14 protein-coding genes are annotated in these 15387 nt (G+C 67.8%); 6 read left to right on the forward strand and 8 right to left on the reverse strand.

Annotated elements, in window-relative coordinates; all coding sequences use genetic code 11:
- Position 1 precedes the first annotated feature (1 nt).
- From JI745_RS19780 to JI745_RS19805, 6 genes are all read left to right on the forward strand, one after another.
- Positions 2–1195 (forward strand): cytochrome P450, encoded by a 1194-nt coding sequence (locus JI745_RS19780; RefSeq protein ID WP_201810975.1) that lies wholly within the window; start codon positions 2–4, stop codon positions 1193–1195.
- A 28-nt stretch (positions 1196–1223) separates the two neighbouring features.
- Entirely contained in the window at positions 1224–2291 is a 1068-nt protein-coding gene (locus tag JI745_RS19785) for a porin (protein ID WP_201810978.1), read from the forward strand.
- Positions 2292–2298: 7 nt separating this feature from the next.
- On the forward strand, positions 2299–3783 hold the full coding sequence (locus JI745_RS19790) for a hypothetical protein (protein WP_201810981.1): 1485 nt from the start codon (positions 2299–2301) through the stop codon (positions 3781–3783).
- Positions 3783–4544, forward strand: a complete 762-nt coding sequence (locus JI745_RS19795; RefSeq protein WP_201810984.1) for an OmpA family protein — start codon at positions 3783–3785, stop codon at positions 4542–4544. Before JI745_RS19790 ends, JI745_RS19795 begins: the two co-directional genes overlap by 1 nt.
- Positions 4545–4570: 26 nt before the next feature.
- Positions 4571–5653, forward strand: coding sequence for a porin (locus JI745_RS19800; RefSeq protein ID WP_201810986.1), 1083 nt, complete (start codon positions 4571–4573; stop codon positions 5651–5653).
- A gap of 173 nt (positions 5654–5826) precedes the next feature.
- Positions 5827–6171, forward strand: coding sequence for a hypothetical protein (locus JI745_RS19805; protein ID WP_201810989.1), 345 nt, complete (start codon positions 5827–5829; stop codon positions 6169–6171).
- A gap of 4 nt (positions 6172–6175) precedes the next feature.
- On the opposite strand, the gene JI745_RS19810 is transcribed toward JI745_RS19805, so the two are convergent.
- From JI745_RS19810 to JI745_RS19845, 8 genes are all read right to left on the reverse strand, one after another.
- A complete protein-coding gene (locus tag JI745_RS19810) occupies positions 6176–6610 on the reverse strand; it encodes a hypothetical protein (protein WP_201810992.1) in 435 nt (144 codons plus the stop codon).
- A gap of 3 nt (positions 6611–6613) precedes the next feature.
- Entirely contained in the window at positions 6614–7855 is a 1242-nt protein-coding gene (locus JI745_RS19815; RefSeq protein ID WP_201810995.1) for a TetR/AcrR family transcriptional regulator, read from the reverse strand.
- A gap of 94 nt (positions 7856–7949) precedes the next feature.
- The gene (locus JI745_RS19820) at positions 7950–8990 is read right to left on the reverse strand and encodes an ABC transporter ATP-binding protein (protein WP_201810998.1); all 1041 of its coding nucleotides are present in this window, start codon (positions 8988–8990) and stop codon (positions 7950–7952) included.
- Positions 8987–9997, reverse strand: a complete 1011-nt coding sequence (locus JI745_RS19825) for an ABC transporter ATP-binding protein (protein ID WP_201811000.1) — start codon at positions 9995–9997, stop codon at positions 8987–8989. Before JI745_RS19825 ends, JI745_RS19820 begins: the two co-directional genes overlap by 4 nt.
- A gap of 19 nt (positions 9998–10016) precedes the next feature.
- Positions 10017–11711 carry an ABC transporter substrate-binding protein gene (locus tag JI745_RS19830; RefSeq protein ID WP_201811003.1) on the reverse strand — a complete coding sequence of 565 codons (1695 nt, stop codon included), beginning with the start codon at positions 11709–11711 and terminating at the stop codon, positions 10017–10019.
- A gap of 40 nt (positions 11712–11751) precedes the next feature.
- A complete protein-coding gene (locus tag JI745_RS19835; RefSeq protein ID WP_201811006.1) occupies positions 11752–13467 on the reverse strand; it encodes an ABC transporter substrate-binding protein in 1716 nt (571 codons plus the stop codon).
- 35 nt (positions 13468–13502) lie between these two features.
- Positions 13503–14408, reverse strand: a complete 906-nt coding sequence (locus tag JI745_RS19840; RefSeq protein ID WP_201811009.1) for an ABC transporter permease — start codon at positions 14406–14408, stop codon at positions 13503–13505.
- Positions 14408–15364 carry an ABC transporter permease gene (locus tag JI745_RS19845; RefSeq protein ID WP_201811011.1) on the reverse strand — a complete coding sequence of 319 codons (957 nt, stop codon included), beginning with the start codon at positions 15362–15364 and terminating at the stop codon, positions 14408–14410. Before JI745_RS19845 ends, JI745_RS19840 begins: the two co-directional genes overlap by 1 nt.
- Positions 15365–15387 lie beyond the last annotated feature (23 nt).

Genomic DNA, 15387 nt, shown 5'->3' on the forward strand with positions numbered 1-15387 from the left:
CATGTCGTCCCGTTGTCCCGTTCATTCGGATTTCGACCCGCTCCTGCCCGAGACCTTCGACAGCGCCCATGCGCAATATGCCGAGCTGCGCGCACGCTGCCCCGTCGCGCGAAGCGAGGCCTATGGCGGCTTCTGGGCGCTCACGAAATACGACGACGTGGTGCGCGCGCTGAGCGACTCCGCGACCTTCGTCACCTCGAAGCAGAACGTCGTGCCCAAGGTCGCCTTCACCGGCCGACGCCCGCCTTTGCACCTCGACCCGCCCGAGCACACGCCCTACCGCGCCGCGCTCAACCCGCTCTTGACGCCCGAGCGCGTGGCAAAGCTGGAGCCCATGGTGCGCCGCTACGCCATCGACCTGCTGGCGCCGATGATCGCCCGCCGCGAGGCCGACATCTGCGAAGCTTTCGGCAGCCACCTGCCGGTGCGGGTGTTCGGCCACTGGATGAACCTGCCGCCGGATCTGGAGCAAGCCCTGTCCCAGGCCGGGCCGGCGTTCATCCGCGCGGTGCAGTCGGCACAGGAAGACGTGATGCGGGAGACCAGCCTCACGCTCTACGACATGGCGCGTGCGCTCATCGCGTTGCGCAAGCAGTCGCGGCTCGACCCGGCCATCGACCCGACCAGCGCCCTGCTCGCCGCGCGCCAGGATGGCGAGCCGCTGCCCGACGACATGATCGTCGGCATGGTGCGCCAGGTGCTGGTGGTGGGCATCGTGGCGCCGATGGTCATGGTGGGCGCGATGTCGGTGCACCTGTCGCGCCATCCCGAGCTGCAGCAGCAGTTGCGCGGCGATCTCTCGCTCGTGCCCGCCGCGGTCGAGGAGTTCCTGCGCCTGTACACACCGTACCGCGGCTTCGCACGCACCGCGACCGAAGACGTCGAGTTCCGCGGCCGCTCCATTGCGAAAGACGAGCCCATCGCGCTGCTCTACGCGAGCGCCAACCGCGACGAAGACGTCTTCCCCGATCCGGCGAGCTTCCAGCTGCACCGCCCCAACATCCGCGAGCACCTCGCCTTCGGCCGCGGCCCGCACTACTGTGCCGGTGCCGCGCTTGCCCGCGTGGAGCTGCAAGTCGCGCTCGAAGAGCTGCTCGCGCGCACGCGGCACATCGAGCTCGCGGGCGAGATCGTGATGACACCCTTCCCCGAGATCGGTCCGTGGCGCGTGCCGCTCAGGTTCACGCCGGCCTGAATTCATTCCAAGAAAGAAACGAGGAGACATGAAGAAGACAACCCTGTGGCTCGCGGCACTCGCTGCCGCCCCGCTCGCGCATGCGCAAGACAGCTCCAGCGTCACGATCTACGGCTCGATCGACGTCGGCGTCACCTGGGTCGACAACATCCAGGGGAACGACCGCTGGTTCGTCGGCTCCGGCAGCAAGCTGTCGAACCGGCTTGGCTTTCGCGGCCGCGAGAGCCTGGGCGGCGACCTCGCCGCGCTGTTCACCCTCGAGCACGGCTTCAACGCCGACGACGGCACCATCGGCCAGGGCGGTCGCATGTGGGGGCGCCAGAGCTTCGTGGGCCTGGCGAGCAAGGCGGTGGGCACGCTCACGCTCGGCCGGCAGTACGACTTCCTCTATGCCGGCTCGCCGATGCCGCTCGACATGGGCGCCTTCCTCGTCGGCGGCCTCGCCGGTGCGAGCGCGGGTGCCGGCACCTCGGTCGACAACCACCTCGGCGGCGTGCGCTACGACAACACGATCAAGTGGCAGCACAGCCTGGGGCCCGTCACCGCCGGTGCGATGTGGGGATTCGGCAGCGAGAACGACAACGACAAGATGGCCTCGGCCGCGCTGGTCTACCGCGCCGGCACGTTGTGGGCCGGCGTGGCCTACCTGCGCGACAACTACAGCCCCGCCGCCTCGGGCAACAAGATCGCCAGCGCCAGCGTCAACTGGGACGCGACGCCCGCCGCCAAGCTGGTGCTCAACTGGACGCAGAGCAAGGCCTACGTCGCCGCGGACACCCGTTCGCGCAACGACATGCTGCAGGGCGGTGTGCTGTACAAGCTCACCCAGCCGCTCTCGCTCGGCGTGATGTTCGGCCACTCGAAGACGAAGAACGCCGCCAACGTCGACGGCAAGCTGCAGCAGCTCGGCGCCGGCTTCGCCTACAACTTCAGCCGCCGCACCGAGTTCTACGGCATCGCGTCGCACGTGAAGAGCGAAGGCAGCACCGGCACCGCGTACAGCAGCACGCCGGGCATCGGGGGCCCGGCGGCGTCGTTCCGCTCCAACGACAACACCCAGCTGGTGCTGAAGACCGGCATCCGCCACAGCTTCTGAGGCCACCATGAAGTTCCTCGTGTGTGCGGTCCTGTGCCTGACGGCACAGGGCGCGATGGCGGTCGACTATGCGGGCAGCGAACGCTGGTTTCCGGTCAACGAAGGGCGCGAGCTGCCGAAAGAGTTGCGCTACCCGAACGAGTCCGGTGCGACGACCACGCTCAATGCGAAAGGCCCGGTCGACACCAAAGGCCATGCCTTCTTCACACCGCTCGGCGTCAACGGCCGCGCGTGCGCGACCTGCCACCAGCCGGCCGATGCGATGGGCCTGTCGGTCGCCACCATCCGCGAGCGATGGGCGGCGACCCAGGGGCGGGACCCGCTCTTCGCCGCGGTCGACGGTGCCAACTGTCCCAACCTCCCGCAAGGCCAGGAGGCCTCGCACTCGCTGCTGCTCGAGCGCGGGCTCTTCCGCATCGCGCGCCCCTGGCCGCCGCGCGGCGACGACGGCAGGCCGATCAAGCCCGAGTTCTCGCTCGAGGTCGTGCGCGACCCGACCGGCTGCAACCTGCACGCGAAGCACGGCCTGAAGAGCGACAACCCGACCGTCTCGGTCTACCGCCGACCCCGCCCGGTGGCCAACCTCAAGTACATCCTCGCGGTCGGCTTCCCCTTCGATCCGAAGAACGGCCTGCCGCTCAAGCGCGACCCGCTCACCGGCGAGTACATGAGCGGCAACCTGCTGTCGGATGCGCGCGCGCTCACGCTGCCGCTGCAACTGCAGGACGCCGTGCGCAGCCACCTGCAGATGAACGGCAACCCGACGCCCGAGCAGGTCAAGCAGATCCTCGACTTCGAGCAGCAGGTGTTCTCGGCGCAGAGCCACGACAAGTGGGGCGGGGCGTTGACCGATGGCGGCGCGATGGGCGGGCCGGAGGTGCTGGAAAAGTCGCGCGCCGGCGTGCTGCAGAACGCGCAGCGCAACCCGATGTGGAAGGAGTTCCTGCCCTGGAAGACCTCGGCACCCGCGGCCCATGCGGAGCAGCAGAGATTCCGCGAGTCGGTGGCGCGTGGGGCCGAGCTCTTCGTCAAGCGCATGTTCCTGATCTCGGGCTCGACCGGCATCAACTCCATGGGCTTCGGCAGCCCGGTGCTCAACTCGTGCGCGATGTGCCACAACATGGCCAACGTGGGCATCGACGTCGCGCCCGGCCAGGTGGACCTCGGCACGACCAACGAACCCTGGGCCAAGCCCTCGCCCGAGTTGCCGCTCTTCAAGCTGACGTGCAACGCCAACGTGAAGCCGCATCCCTTCCTTGGCCGCACGGTCTACACGCAGGACCCGGGCTATGCGCTCACCACCGGCCGCTGCGAAGACATCGGAAAGATCACGATGCAGAGCATGCGCGGCCTTGCAGCGCGGGCGCCGTACTTCGCCAACGGCTCGGCCAAGACCTTGCGCGAGATCGTCGAGGTCTACAACCGGCGCTACCAGATCCGCCTGTCGCCGCAGGAGATCGAGGACCTCACCAACCTGATGAGCGTGCTGTGATGAGGAACACCCTTTTCATCATCGCCGCGCTGCTCGCCGCGGATGCCGCCAGCGCGCAAGCGGACTTCCGCCGCTTCGTCACCTGCCCGGTCTACCGCGACACCGACGCCGGCCGCAAGTCGGGCTGCTGGCTGGGCACGCAGATCGAGACCAGCCAGCGCTTCGACGTGAGCAACAGCCCCGACAAGCCGCTCGCCGGCCGGCTGATGCTTGTCGAGGGCGTGCTGTCGAACGAGCGCGACATCTGTGGCGGCATCGTGATGCAGCCGGTGCGCATCTCGGTGCTGCAGGAGCCCTGCCCCGAGGTGATCATCCCGGCCGAAGGCTGGCCCAGCAAGCCGTCGGTCACGCCGCCCAACGTGATCGCGCCGCTCGCGGTGCCGCGCAAGATGCCGCAGCCGCCGTTCGAGGAGAAGCAGTTCCACCTCATCTTCGACTACGACAGCGACTTCCTCGTCTACCAGAGCGTCGAGCTCACCATCGAGAACGCGACACTGCTCGCGCAGGCCAGCAAGGCCAGGCGCGTGCTCGTCACCGGCTACGCCGACACCCGGGGTGTCGAAGCCTCGGGCCGCCTCTACAAGGAGACGCTGGCCCTGGCGAAGGCCCGCGCCGAGATGACGGCCGAGGCGCTGCGCCGCATGGGCGTGCCCGCCCACACGCTGCAGGTGAAGTGGCAAGGCGACCCCGCGCCGCTCGCGAGCGAAGCGCCGATGCACGAGCCCTCGAAGCGGCGAGTGACGGTGACCGTGCAGCCCTGAAGACCTACAACACGAGGAGACATCGAATGAAAACCAGGATCGCACTCGCCTGCGCATCGCTCGCCGCGTCACTCAGCCAGGTGGCCCACGCGCAGACCCCCGCCGGCGTCACGCTCTACGGCCGCATGGACATGGCCATCGCGTACCAGACGCGCCTTTTCTCAAGCGGCGTCGTGGTGGGTGGTGGTCGCTGGTACGCCGACAGTGGCGGGAGCAACGGCAGCCGCTGGGGCCTGCGCGGCAGCGAAGACCTGGGCGGCGGCACGCGGGCGCTCTTCGTGATGGAAAGCGGCCTGCAGGCCGACACCGGCGTCATCGGCCAGGGCGGGCGCATCTTCGGCCGGCAGGTCTACATCGGGCTCGACGGTGGATTCGGCCGGCTCACGGTGGGCCGCCAGTACACGCCGTGGTTCGACGTGCTCTCCACCTCCGACCCCTTCGGCAACAACCTCGTCGGCAACTCCGGCAACGTGGCGCATGCCAACCCACGTGCCGACAACGCCATCGTCTACGGCACGCCCAGCGTCGCCGGCCTCACCGCACAGGGCATGCTCGCGCTGGGTGAGCGCAACGGGTCGAGCGCCGCCGGCCGACAGGTCAACCTCGCGCTCAAGTACCAGCGCGGGCCCCTGTGGATCGGCGCCGCGCATGCGCGCCAGGGCAGCGCCGACGAGGTGCCGCCCGCGTCGGGCAGCTTCCGCGCGAACGTCACGGCCAGGTTCTCCATCGTCGGCGCGAGCTACGACTTCGGCGTGGTGAAGCTGTTCGGCCACTACGCGGTGATGGACGACATGAACCCGACGATCCAGGCCGCGCCCACGCCGGTGGCCGGCGCAGAAGGGTCGAGCTGGCTGCTGGGGGCGAGCGCACCGCTCTTCGGCGGCAGCCTGATGGCCAGCGTGGTCTCGCTCGACGACCAGCGGGCGCTGGACCGCGATGCGCGCATGCTAGCCGCCGGCTACACCTACCCGTTGTCGAAGCGCACCATGCTCTACGGTGCCTGGGCCCGCATGATCAACCGCAACGGCGGCACGCTCACGGTCAACACGCCGTCGTACCCGGGCGCGGGCGAAGTGCAGTTCCAGGCCGGCCTCTCGCACGTGTTCTGAGGCGGGTGCCGCGAATGGAGGATGGCGCGGCGCAAAGCGCGGAATGAAGATTGCCGCAGGGGAGGTGGTCCGGTTGTCTTGCGGAGGCCTCTATGCAGACCCTGTCGTCATGTCTCGTGCGTTGCTGCGGTGCAGCGGCCGTGTGGGGGTGCTGGGCCTTGGCCAGCGCTCAGGTGCCTGACCTCGCCGTCGATCGACAGGGCCGCTCCGTCGTCGACAACTGCGTGAGCACCACCCAGCTCACCTTCAAGCCGGGGGTCAACGGCTTCATGCTCAACGAGCGCGACGGCGCCGAGGTGGCGGCGGCCATCGTGCGCCGCTACCCGGTGATCGAGCGCGACGGGCTGATGCCGCAGGCCATTGCGCTGTGGCGGCCGGCGGGGGGCGAGTGGGCCTATGTGACGCTCGGGCAGAAGAAGCACGCGCCGCATGCCACCTGCTACACCGCGACGGTCGATGCGGCCAAGGTCGATGGCACGCCGACGCTGATCCGCAAGTACTTCAGCCCCGCGCCGTGACGCCTCAGCGCGTGGCGGACTCGCGCTCGGCGCGAGCGCACAGCCGCGCGATGCGCCAGTGCGCCTGCGCGAGCGCACCGCCCTTGCCGACGCCCCAGCCGACCACCCAGCCGAGCGCCACTTCGGCCACCCAGGCGCCGAGCGCCGGGATCGACTCGACACCCGCCGGTGGCACGGGGAAGTACATCGCGAGGCCGGTGAACCCCACGGCCGTCCACAGCGCCGCCCAGCCGCCGGTGCGGCGCAGCTGCCGGTTGATCAGGCGCTCGAAGTGCTCGTTGCGTGCGGAGCGCAGGCCCGGGAGGCGCAGCGCCACGCGCAGGTGCGGCATCGTCCAGCGCTTGCGGATCGACTGGCGGAAGGCCTGCAGGTCCGCGATCGAATCAAGCGCCAGGGTGCGAGGCGGCGGGATGCGGCGTACCGCGTGCTTGGTGGCCACCGGTCAAGCGGCCTGGCTCGGTGGGCAGAGGATGCCCAGGAAGATGGGCCGCACGTAGATCTCGGCCACGTTGTCCTGCGTGGCGCTGGGCACCCAGTGCGCGAGGCTGCCGGCCGAGTTGACGAGGCCGCTGGCCACCTGTGCGGCGATCACGGGGTGCAGCGGGCGGATGGAGCCGTCCATCATGCCGTCGACCACCACGCCGGCCAGGCGCTCGGTGAGGCGGCTCATGGTGCGGCGCACGTCGCTGCGGCGTGCGGGGTCCGACAGCGCACTCGTCGCGCCCAGGCGCAGCAGCGGGCCCTCGGGCGACAGCTGGAAGCGCGCGAGCGAACGCGAGATCGCGCAGGCGCGGTCCCAGCCCTTGCCGTCGATGCCCTCGGCCAGGCTCAGCGCGCGGCGGATGACGGCGAAGGTGCGCTCGAAGCAGTCGGAGATCAGGTCTTCCTTGTTGTCGTTGTGGTGGTAGAACGACCCTTTTGTCACGTTGAGCTTGGCCGAGATCATGTCGACCGAGGCACCGCGGTAGCCCTGCTCGTTGACGAGAAACGATGCCGCGCGCAGGAAGGCTTCGGAGGTGGCGTCGTCGTTGACGGTGAGGCGCCATTCGCGCTCGGCCTGCGAGGGCGCCCACACCGAGCCGGGGCCTGCGCTGCCGCGGATCACGATGTCGCTCACGCGGTCGGCGATGTGGGCGTATTCGTCGGTCTCGTAGCGGTCGATCCAGCCGCGCACCCAGTGGGCCACCGACAGCAGCATGTAGGTGCGTGCGGCGAGGTCGGCACGGCCGAGCTGCGCGGTCTGCGGCGTGCGCATCAGCTCGCGCAGGCGGCGGAACATGTCGTTGTAGGCGTCGGAGACGACCTCGAAATGCGGGCTCGGCAGCGCTCGCATGTCGTTGAACTGCATCAGCGGTGCATGCGCGCCGCGGTCGATGTCGGCGAAGAGGGCCGCCTGCAGGCGGAAGAACTCGTGCACGCGCGCCTCGATGCCGCTCTTGGCCGAGGCCTGGTCGATGATGTCGCGGAAGACCTCGATCGCGCGCAGGAAGCAGGCGGTCGCCAGGTCTTCCTTCTTGCGGTAGTAGTAGGTCACGCTGTTGGTGACCAGGCCCACGCTCGCGGCGATGTCGGCAAGCGTGGCGCCCTTCACCCCGTGCTGGTTGAAGAGCGCGGCAGCGGCACTGAGGATGGCTTCGCGCTTCTCCTGGAAGCGCTGCGTCTGGGCAGGGAGCGTCGCGGACATCGGCGAAGAGGAGGAAGGGGACTTGCGTGCAGCCATGTAGCGGCGAGGCGTGGATTATCCGCCAGCCCCCTCCCGTTGTTCCGCGTGGCGCAACTCAGGCGGCAACTTTGCGCGATTCCGGCATCTGCATCACCACCGGGTCGTGCAGGTGGCAGGCCACCGCGCGGCCGGCGCCCTTGTCGAGCAGGGCCGGGTCCTGGGTCTTGCAGACGTCCATCGCCATCGGGCAACGGGGGTGGAAACGGCAGCCCGACGGCGGGCGCAGCGCGCTCGGCACTTCGCCGGTGACGACGATGCGCGGGCGCGTGGCCTCGATCTCGGGGTCGGCCACCGGCACGGCCGACATCAGCGCCTGGGTGTAGGGGTGCATCGGGCGCTGGTAGAGGTCGTCCTTGGAGGCGATCTCGACGATGCGGCCGAGGTACATCACCGCGATGCGGTGGCTGATGTGGCGCACCACCGCGAGGTCGTGCGCGACGAAGAGGTACGACAGGCCCAGGCGCTGCTGCAGCTCGACCAGCACGTTGACCACCTGCGCCTGGATCGACACGTCGAGTGCCGACACCGGCTCGTCGCAGATGATGAGGCTGGGCTCGAGTGCCAGCGCGCGGGCGATGGCGATGCGCTGCCGCTGGCCGCCGGAGAACTCGTGCGGGTAGCGGTCGGCCATGTCGGGCAGGAGGCCCACGGTCTTGAGCAGGGCGGCGACACGCTCCTTGCGCTCGGCCTTCGTGCCCACGTTGTAGACCTCGAGCGGCTCGCTCACGATGTCGGCCACCGTCATGCGCGGGTTCAGCGAGCCGTACGGGTCTTGATAGACCATCTGCATGCGGCGGCGGAAGCGCCCGGTGCGGCGGTCCTGCGCGGTGATGTCTTCGCCTTCGAAGAAGACCTTGCCTTCGGTGATGTCCTGCATGCGCAGGATGGCGAGGCCGGTGGTCGACTTGCCGCAGCCCGATTCGCCGACGAGCCCCAGCGTCTCGCCCCGGTTGAGGGTGAACGACACGCCGTCCACGGCCTTCACCGCGCCGACCTGCTTCTGGATCACCGCACCCGAGTGCACGGGGAAGTGGACCTTCAGGCCCTCGACGCGCAGCAGCGGGTCGGCCTTGGCGGAGGGGGAGGAGGTGCTCATGGGTTCACGGCTTCCGGGCGGGCAGGAGAGAGGGCGGGCAGGTCGCGTATGCAGGCCATGATGTGGTCGGTGCCGACCGGGCGCAGCTGGGGGCGCTGCTGCTGGCATTCGGCGATGGCGAAGCGGCAGCGGGGGGCGAAGGCACAGCCGGGCGGCAGGCGCGTGAGGTCGGGCGGCGAGCCTTCGATGGGCACGAGGCGCTGCGACGAATCGCCATCGAGCCGCGGCACCGAGGCCAGCAGGCCGCGGGTGTAGGGGTGGCTCGGGTTCTTGTAGATGTTGCGCGCGGACGATTGCTCGACGATGCGCCCGCCGTACATCACCGCCACGCGGTCGGCATAACGCGCGACCACGCCGAGGTCGTGCGTGATGAGGATGAGCGAGGCCTGCGTCTCGCGGCACAGCTCCTTCAGCAGGTCGAGCACCTGGGCCTGCACCGTCACGTCGAGCGCGGTGGTGGGCTCGTCGGCGATGATGAGCCGCGGCTTGCAGGCGAGCGCCATCGCGATCATGGCGCGCTGGCGTTGCCCGCCCGAGAACTGGTGCGGGTAGGCGCTGGCCTTCGACGCGGCATCGGGGATGCGCACCTTGGCCAGCAGCTCGCCGGCGGTCTGGAGCGCCTTGTCCCACGCGGTGCCGCGGTGCAGGTTCATCGGCTCGGCGATCTGCTTGCCCACCGTGATGGTGGGGTTCAGCGAGGTCATGGGCTCCTGGAAGATCATCGCGATGCGGTCACCCCGCACCTTGCGGATGTCCTCGTCGCTCATCTTCACCAGGTCCTTGCCTTCGAAGAGGATCTGGCCGCTCTCGATGCGCCCCGGCGGGTTGGGGATGAGCCGCAGCAGGGACAAGGCGGTCACGCTCTTGCCCGAGCCCGACTCGCCCACGATGGCGAGCGTCTCGCCCGGGGCGACGTCGAAGGAGACGTTGTCGACCGCGGTCACCTCGCCACGCTCGGTGCGAAAGCGCGTGGTGAGGTTGCGGACTTGGAGCAGGGGTTCGGTCAATTGCGTTCCTTTGGAGGCATCACTTGCCCAGCTTCTTCTTCAGGTCCTGGTCGATCCAGATGCGTGAATAGATCGGCCAGGGGCGCACCGCGCCTGCGCGCAGCTCGCCGTCGTAGTTCTTGACCCACGGCCACCAGGCCACGTGGTTGTAGGGCGTGGGCAGCCAGACGTACGGTGCCTTCTCGAGGATCTCGCGCGTCATCACCTTGAGCATGATCTGGCGCTTGCCTTCGTCACGCTCGAGCAGCACATCGTCCATCTTCTTCTCGAAGGCGGGGTCGTTCCACTGCGACGGGTTCCAGACCTGACCCTTGACGAAGTTCTTGCGGATCGAGGTCGTGGGGTTGGTGTGGCCGTTGTCCATCAGGTACAGCGGCGCGTTGGTGCGCGTGGTCATCGCCGACAGGAAGGCCGGGTACTCCATCGGCTGGATCTCGAGCTTGACGCCGATCTTGTCGTAGTACGACGCCAGCATCTGCACCAGGTCGGCATGCGTGCCGTTGACCGCGTTGTATTGCACCTTGAAGCTGAAGCCGTTGGGGTAGCCCGCCTCGGCGAGCAGCTGCTTGGCCTTGGCCGGGTTGTAGGTGTAGAGCTCCTGCACCGCCTGCGGCATGGCGGTGAGCGGCTCGAAGTAGCCCACGTAGTCGGGGTGCATCGGGAAGCCGAAGACCTCGGCGTGGCCGCTGTAGATTGACTTGATGATGGCCTGCCGATCGACGGCCATGTTCATCGCGCGGCGCACGCGGATGTCGTCGAAGGGCTTCACGTCGACGCGCATGGCCATGTAGGTGCCGGCCATGGCCAGCGTGCGCGACCACTTGAGCTGCGGCGCCTGCTTCTTCAGGTCTTCCACCTCGCTCGCGCGAATCACTTCCAGGATGTCGAGCTTGCCGGTGCGCAGCAGCGAGTAGCGCGTGGCCTCGTCCTTGATGGTGCGGTAGGTGATCTTGTCGACGAAGGGCAGCTTGTACTCCTGGCCGCCGATCTTTTCCTTGTCCCAGTAGTTGGGGTTCTTGACGTAGGTGTTGGAGTTGCCGGCCTGGAAGTCCTGCAGCAGGTAGGGCCCGGTGCCGTTGACGTTCTTCCAGTTGGAGGCGCCAGCGTCGACCACTTCCTTCGGCACGATGGCGGAGTAGTAGCCCCAGCCCCAGCGGTAGTCCCACTCGGCGTTGTAGTTCTTGAAGGTGAAGAGCACGGTGTGCTTGTCGGTGGCTTCGACCTTGGCCATGTGGTCGAGGTACTCGGGCACCTTCTTCGGGCTCTTCTCCTGGCGGGTGAAGGCGTAGACCACGTCGTCGGCGACGAACTCGCGCGCCTTCATCACGCCGGGCTTCTCGGGGTACATGATCCCCTTGCGCAGCTTGACCTCGAGCTTGAGCGGGTCGATCCACTTCCAGGTCTCGGCCAGCTCGCCGCGGATGGCGTCGCTCGGCAGCCAGGCATCGGCCACGAAGCGGTGCTTGCCGCCGTTCTTGACCGACTTGGACAGGTCACCGGCCCACAGCACCTCGTACTGGCCGCCGGCGTCGTGGTTGATCTTCCAGTTGTAGTCGGCCGGGTCCCAGGAGAGGGCGGAGATGCCCACGTAGACGGTGCCCAGCCGCAGCTCGCCGCCGTATTGCGGCTTGCCTTGGGCGAAGGCGGCGGCAGGCGCCACGGCGATGGCGGCCGCGAGGGCGCATGCATGCAAGCAACTGCTGAACGTCTTCATGGGGCTCGTCTCCTGTTGAAGTGGAAGGGAGGGATGGGTCCTACTTGCCCATCTTTTTCTTGAGTTCCTGGTCCACCCAGATGCGGGCGTGGATCGGGCCGGGGCGGTCGGCGCCTGCGCGCAGCTCGCCGCCGTAGTTCTTCACCCACGGCCACCAGCCGGTGTAGACGTAGGGCGAGGGCAGGAAGAGGGCCGGCGCCTGCGCGAGGATGATCCGCGTCATCTGCCGCACCTTGACCTGGCGCACGCGCTCGTCGGGCTCGGCGAGCACCTCGCTCATCATCTTCTCGATGGTCGGGTCGTAGAACTGCGACGGGTTCCACATCTGGCCCTTGACGAAGCTCTTGCGCAGCGCGGTCGTCGGGTTGGTGTGGCCGAGGAACATGAAGTAGCCCGGGGCGTTCTTCCTGGTCGTCATGGCCGAGAGATACGCGCCGTAGTCGAGCGTCTCGATCTCCATCGTGACCCCCACCTTCTGCAGGTAGGCGGCGATCAGGGCCAGGAGGTCGGCGTCGGTGCTGCTGCTGGAGGTCTGCACCTTGAAGCTGAAGCCCTTGGCGAGGCCCGCTTCGGCGAGCAGCTGCTTGGCCCTGGCCGGGTTGAAGGTGTAGAGCTCCTTGATCTCGGGCGGCATGCTGTCCAGCGGCTCGTAGTACCCGGTGTAGTTCATGTGCATCGGGTAATTGAGCATCTCGGCATTGCCGCCGAAGTAGCTCTTGATGATGGCCTGCTTGTCGACCGCCATGTTGAGCGCACGGCGCACGCGGATGTCGTCGAACGGCTTGGTGTCCATGCGCAGCGCGATGAAGTTGCCGCCGTTGGCGAGGTACTTGTTCCACTTGATCTGCGGTGCCGAGCGCTTGAGCTCTTCCACCGCGCTCCAGCGCACGGCCTCGAGCACGTCGAGCTTGCCGGTGCGCAGCGCCGTCAGGAACGTGGCTTCGTCCTTGATGTAGCGGTAGGTGATCTTGTCGACGAAGGGCAGCTTGTAGTCGGTGCCGCCGATCTTTTCCTTGCCCCAGTAGTTCGGGTTCTTGTTGAACGAGAGCGACGCGCTCTGCGTGTAGCTGTCGAACATGAAGGGGCCGGTGCCGTTCAGGTTCTTCCAGTCCTTGGCGCCGGCGGCTGCCACTTCCTTCGGCACGATGGCCGAGTAGTAGCCCCAGCCGAAGCGGTAGTCCCACTCGGCGTTGTATTCCTTGAAGTGGAAGGTGACGGTGTACTTGTCGTTCGCCTCGACCTTGGTCAGGTGGTCGAAGTAGCCGGGGATCTTCTTCGGGCTCTTGCTGAGGCGGTCGTAGCTCCCGACCACGTCTTCAGACGTCAGCTCGCGGGCCTCCATCACGCCGGGCCGGGCCGGGAACATCACGCCCTTGCGCAGCTGGACCACCACGCGCAGCGGGTTCTGCTCCATCTTCCAGCTCTCGGCCAGCTCGCCGCGCAGCGCGTCGGGCGGCAGCCACGCGTCAGGGCTGAAGGAGTACTTGCCACCGTTCCGCTTGGACTTGCTCAGGTCGGCGGCAAAGAGCTGCTCGTAGACGAGGCCGGTGTCCTGGTTGTGCTTCCACGCCCAGTCGACGTGGTCGGACGAGAGCGGCGAGACCGTGACGTACACGTTGCCGATGTTGAGCTGGCCGCCGTACTGCGGCTTCTCGGCTTGGCCCAGGGCGGCCGGGGACGCGAGCGACAGGGCCGCGGGAGCGATCGCCAGGGAAGCGATGGCGCGCAGCTGCCGCGCCAAGGTCGTGAGGTGCATGAAATTCCTGTTGAGAGAGAAAGACGGGACAGGGGTCAGCGCGAGCCACGCATGCGCGGGTCGAGCAGGTCGCGCAGGGCATCGCCGAACACGTTGGTCGCGTAGACCATGACGGTCAGGCACAGGCCCGGTGCGAGGGCCAGCCAGGGGCCCTGGAACATGTAGGTGCGGCCGCTGCCGGAGAGCATGCCGCCCCAGGTGGGCGCCGGCGGCGGCACGCCGAGGCCGAGGAAGGCGAGGCCCGATTCGGCCAGGATCACCGTGCCCACGCGCGTCGTGAAGATCACGATCACCACCGGCATCACGTTGGGCAGGATGTGCTTCCACAGGATGCGCAGCGACGAGGCACCGAGCGATTGCGCGGCATGCACGTACATGTTTTCGCGCACGGCGACCACCGCGCTGCGCACGATGCGCGAGCCGTCGATGCCGAGCAGCACGCCGAGCGTGATGATGGTCTGCGTCATGCCGGGGCCGAACACCGAGACCACGACGATCAGGATGATGAGGCCGGGGAAGCTCATCCACGCGTCGACGAAGCGCTGCATCACCATGTCGAAGCGACCGCCCCAGTAGCCGCTGGTCACGCCGATGAGGATCGAGATGACAGTCGACAGCAGCGCGGCCGAGCAGCCGATGATCACCGACAGCCGCGCACCATAGATGCAGCGCGACATGACGTCGCGGCCGAGGTTGTCGGTGCCGAACCAGTGCGACCACGACGGCGCCTGCAGGCGCTCGAGCATGTTGATCTCGTTGTAGCCGTAGGGCGCGAAGAACTCGGCGAAGAGGCCGACGACGAGCATGAAGAGCAGCACCACGCCGCCGGTGGCGCCGAGGGGCTTCTGCTTGAAGAGGCGCTTGATCACGCTGCGCGAGGGCGCGCGTGGCGGCACCGCCACCGGTGCCGCCGCAGCGTTGGTTTCAATGACGGCAGCCATCAGCGGTACCTCACCTTGGGATCGAGCAGGCCGTAGCTCAGGTCCACGACCAGGTTGATGAGCATCACCGCCACGCCGACCACGAGGAAGACGCCGGTGATGATGGGGTAGTCGCGCTGGTTCACCGCATCGAGCAGCAACAGGCCCATGCCGGGGATCACGAAGATCTGCTCGATGATCACCGCGCCGCCGATGAGCAGCGGCGCCTGCAGGCCGATCAGCGTGACGACCGGGATGAGCGCGTTGCGCAGTGCGTGGCGCATCACGACCAGCGGCTCACCCAGGCCCTTGGCCCAGGCGGTGCGGATGTAGTCCTGCCGCAGCACCTCGAGCATCATGGTGCGCGTGAGGCGCATGGTGATCGCAGAGAGTGCCGCGCCGAGGATGATGGCCGGCAGGATCATCTGCTTGAGGTTCTGCCACGGGTCGGTGAAGAAGGGCACGTACTCCACTTCGGGCGACCAGCCCCACCAGATCGACGGGAACACCATCACCATCGTGCCGATCCAGAAGCTCGGCACCGCGAGCAGCAAGATGGAGAACGAGCGGCCGATGTAGTCGCCGGCGGTGTCCTGGCGGATCGCCGAGTACACGCCGATCGGAATCGCGATCAGCAGGCCGACGATCAAGGCCAGCAGGCCGAGCTCGAAGGTCACCGGCATGCGTGCCTTCAGGAACTCGGTGACGGGCGAGTTCTGCCACAGCGAGTTGCCGAGGTCACCGCGGAAGACGATGTTGGAAACCCACGTGACGTACTGCTCCCACATCGGCTTGTCGAGGCCGAGGGCCGCCACGACCTGGTCGCGGCTCTTCTTGTCGGCCGCCACGTCGTTCTGGCTCAGCATCATGTCGATGATGTCGCCGGGGATCAGCCGCACCGTGATGAAGACGATGAGGCTCGCGAAGAAGAGGGTCGGCAGCAGCGACAGCAGGCGCCGGATCACATAGCCGCGCATCAGGTCTGCTCCTCACGCTGCGC

The organism is Piscinibacter sp. HJYY11, assembly GCF_016735515.1.
Lineage (GTDB): Bacteria > Pseudomonadota > Gammaproteobacteria > Burkholderiales > Burkholderiaceae_C > Rhizobacter.

What these genes read in the sequence shown, in the direction of transcription:
- JI745_RS19780 (WP_201810975.1), top strand. Translation starts at nt 2, where the DNA reads ATGTCGTCCCGTTGTCCCGTTCATTCGGATTTCGACCCGCTCCTGCCC.
- JI745_RS19785 (WP_201810978.1), top strand. Translation starts at nt 1,224, where the DNA reads ATGAAGAAGACAACCCTGTGGCTCGCGGCACTCGCTGCCGCCCCGCTC.
- JI745_RS19790 (WP_201810981.1), top strand. Translation starts at nt 2,299, where the DNA reads ATGAAGTTCCTCGTGTGTGCGGTCCTGTGCCTGACGGCACAGGGCGCG.
- JI745_RS19795 (WP_201810984.1), top strand. Translation starts at nt 3,783, where the DNA reads ATGAGGAACACCCTTTTCATCATCGCCGCGCTGCTCGCCGCGGATGCC.
- JI745_RS19800 (WP_201810986.1), top strand. Translation starts at nt 4,571, where the DNA reads ATGAAAACCAGGATCGCACTCGCCTGCGCATCGCTCGCCGCGTCACTC.
- JI745_RS19815 (WP_201810995.1), bottom strand. Translation starts at nt 7,855, where the DNA reads ATGTCCGCGACGCTCCCTGCCCAGACGCAGCGCTTCCAGGAGAAGCGC.
- JI745_RS19820 (WP_201810998.1), bottom strand. Translation starts at nt 8,990, where the DNA reads ATGAGCACCTCCTCCCCCTCCGCCAAGGCCGACCCGCTGCTGCGCGTC.
- JI745_RS19830 (WP_201811003.1), bottom strand. Translation starts at nt 11,711, where the DNA reads ATGAAGACGTTCAGCAGTTGCTTGCATGCATGCGCCCTCGCGGCCGCC.
- JI745_RS19835 (WP_201811006.1), bottom strand. Translation starts at nt 13,467, where the DNA reads ATGCACCTCACGACCTTGGCGCGGCAGCTGCGCGCCATCGCTTCCCTG.
- JI745_RS19840 (WP_201811009.1), bottom strand. Translation starts at nt 14,408, where the DNA reads ATGGCTGCCGTCATTGAAACCAACGCTGCGGCGGCACCGGTGGCGGTG.
- JI745_RS19845 (WP_201811011.1), bottom strand. Translation starts at nt 15,364, where the DNA reads ATGCGCGGCTATGTGATCCGGCGCCTGCTGTCGCTGCTGCCGACCCTC.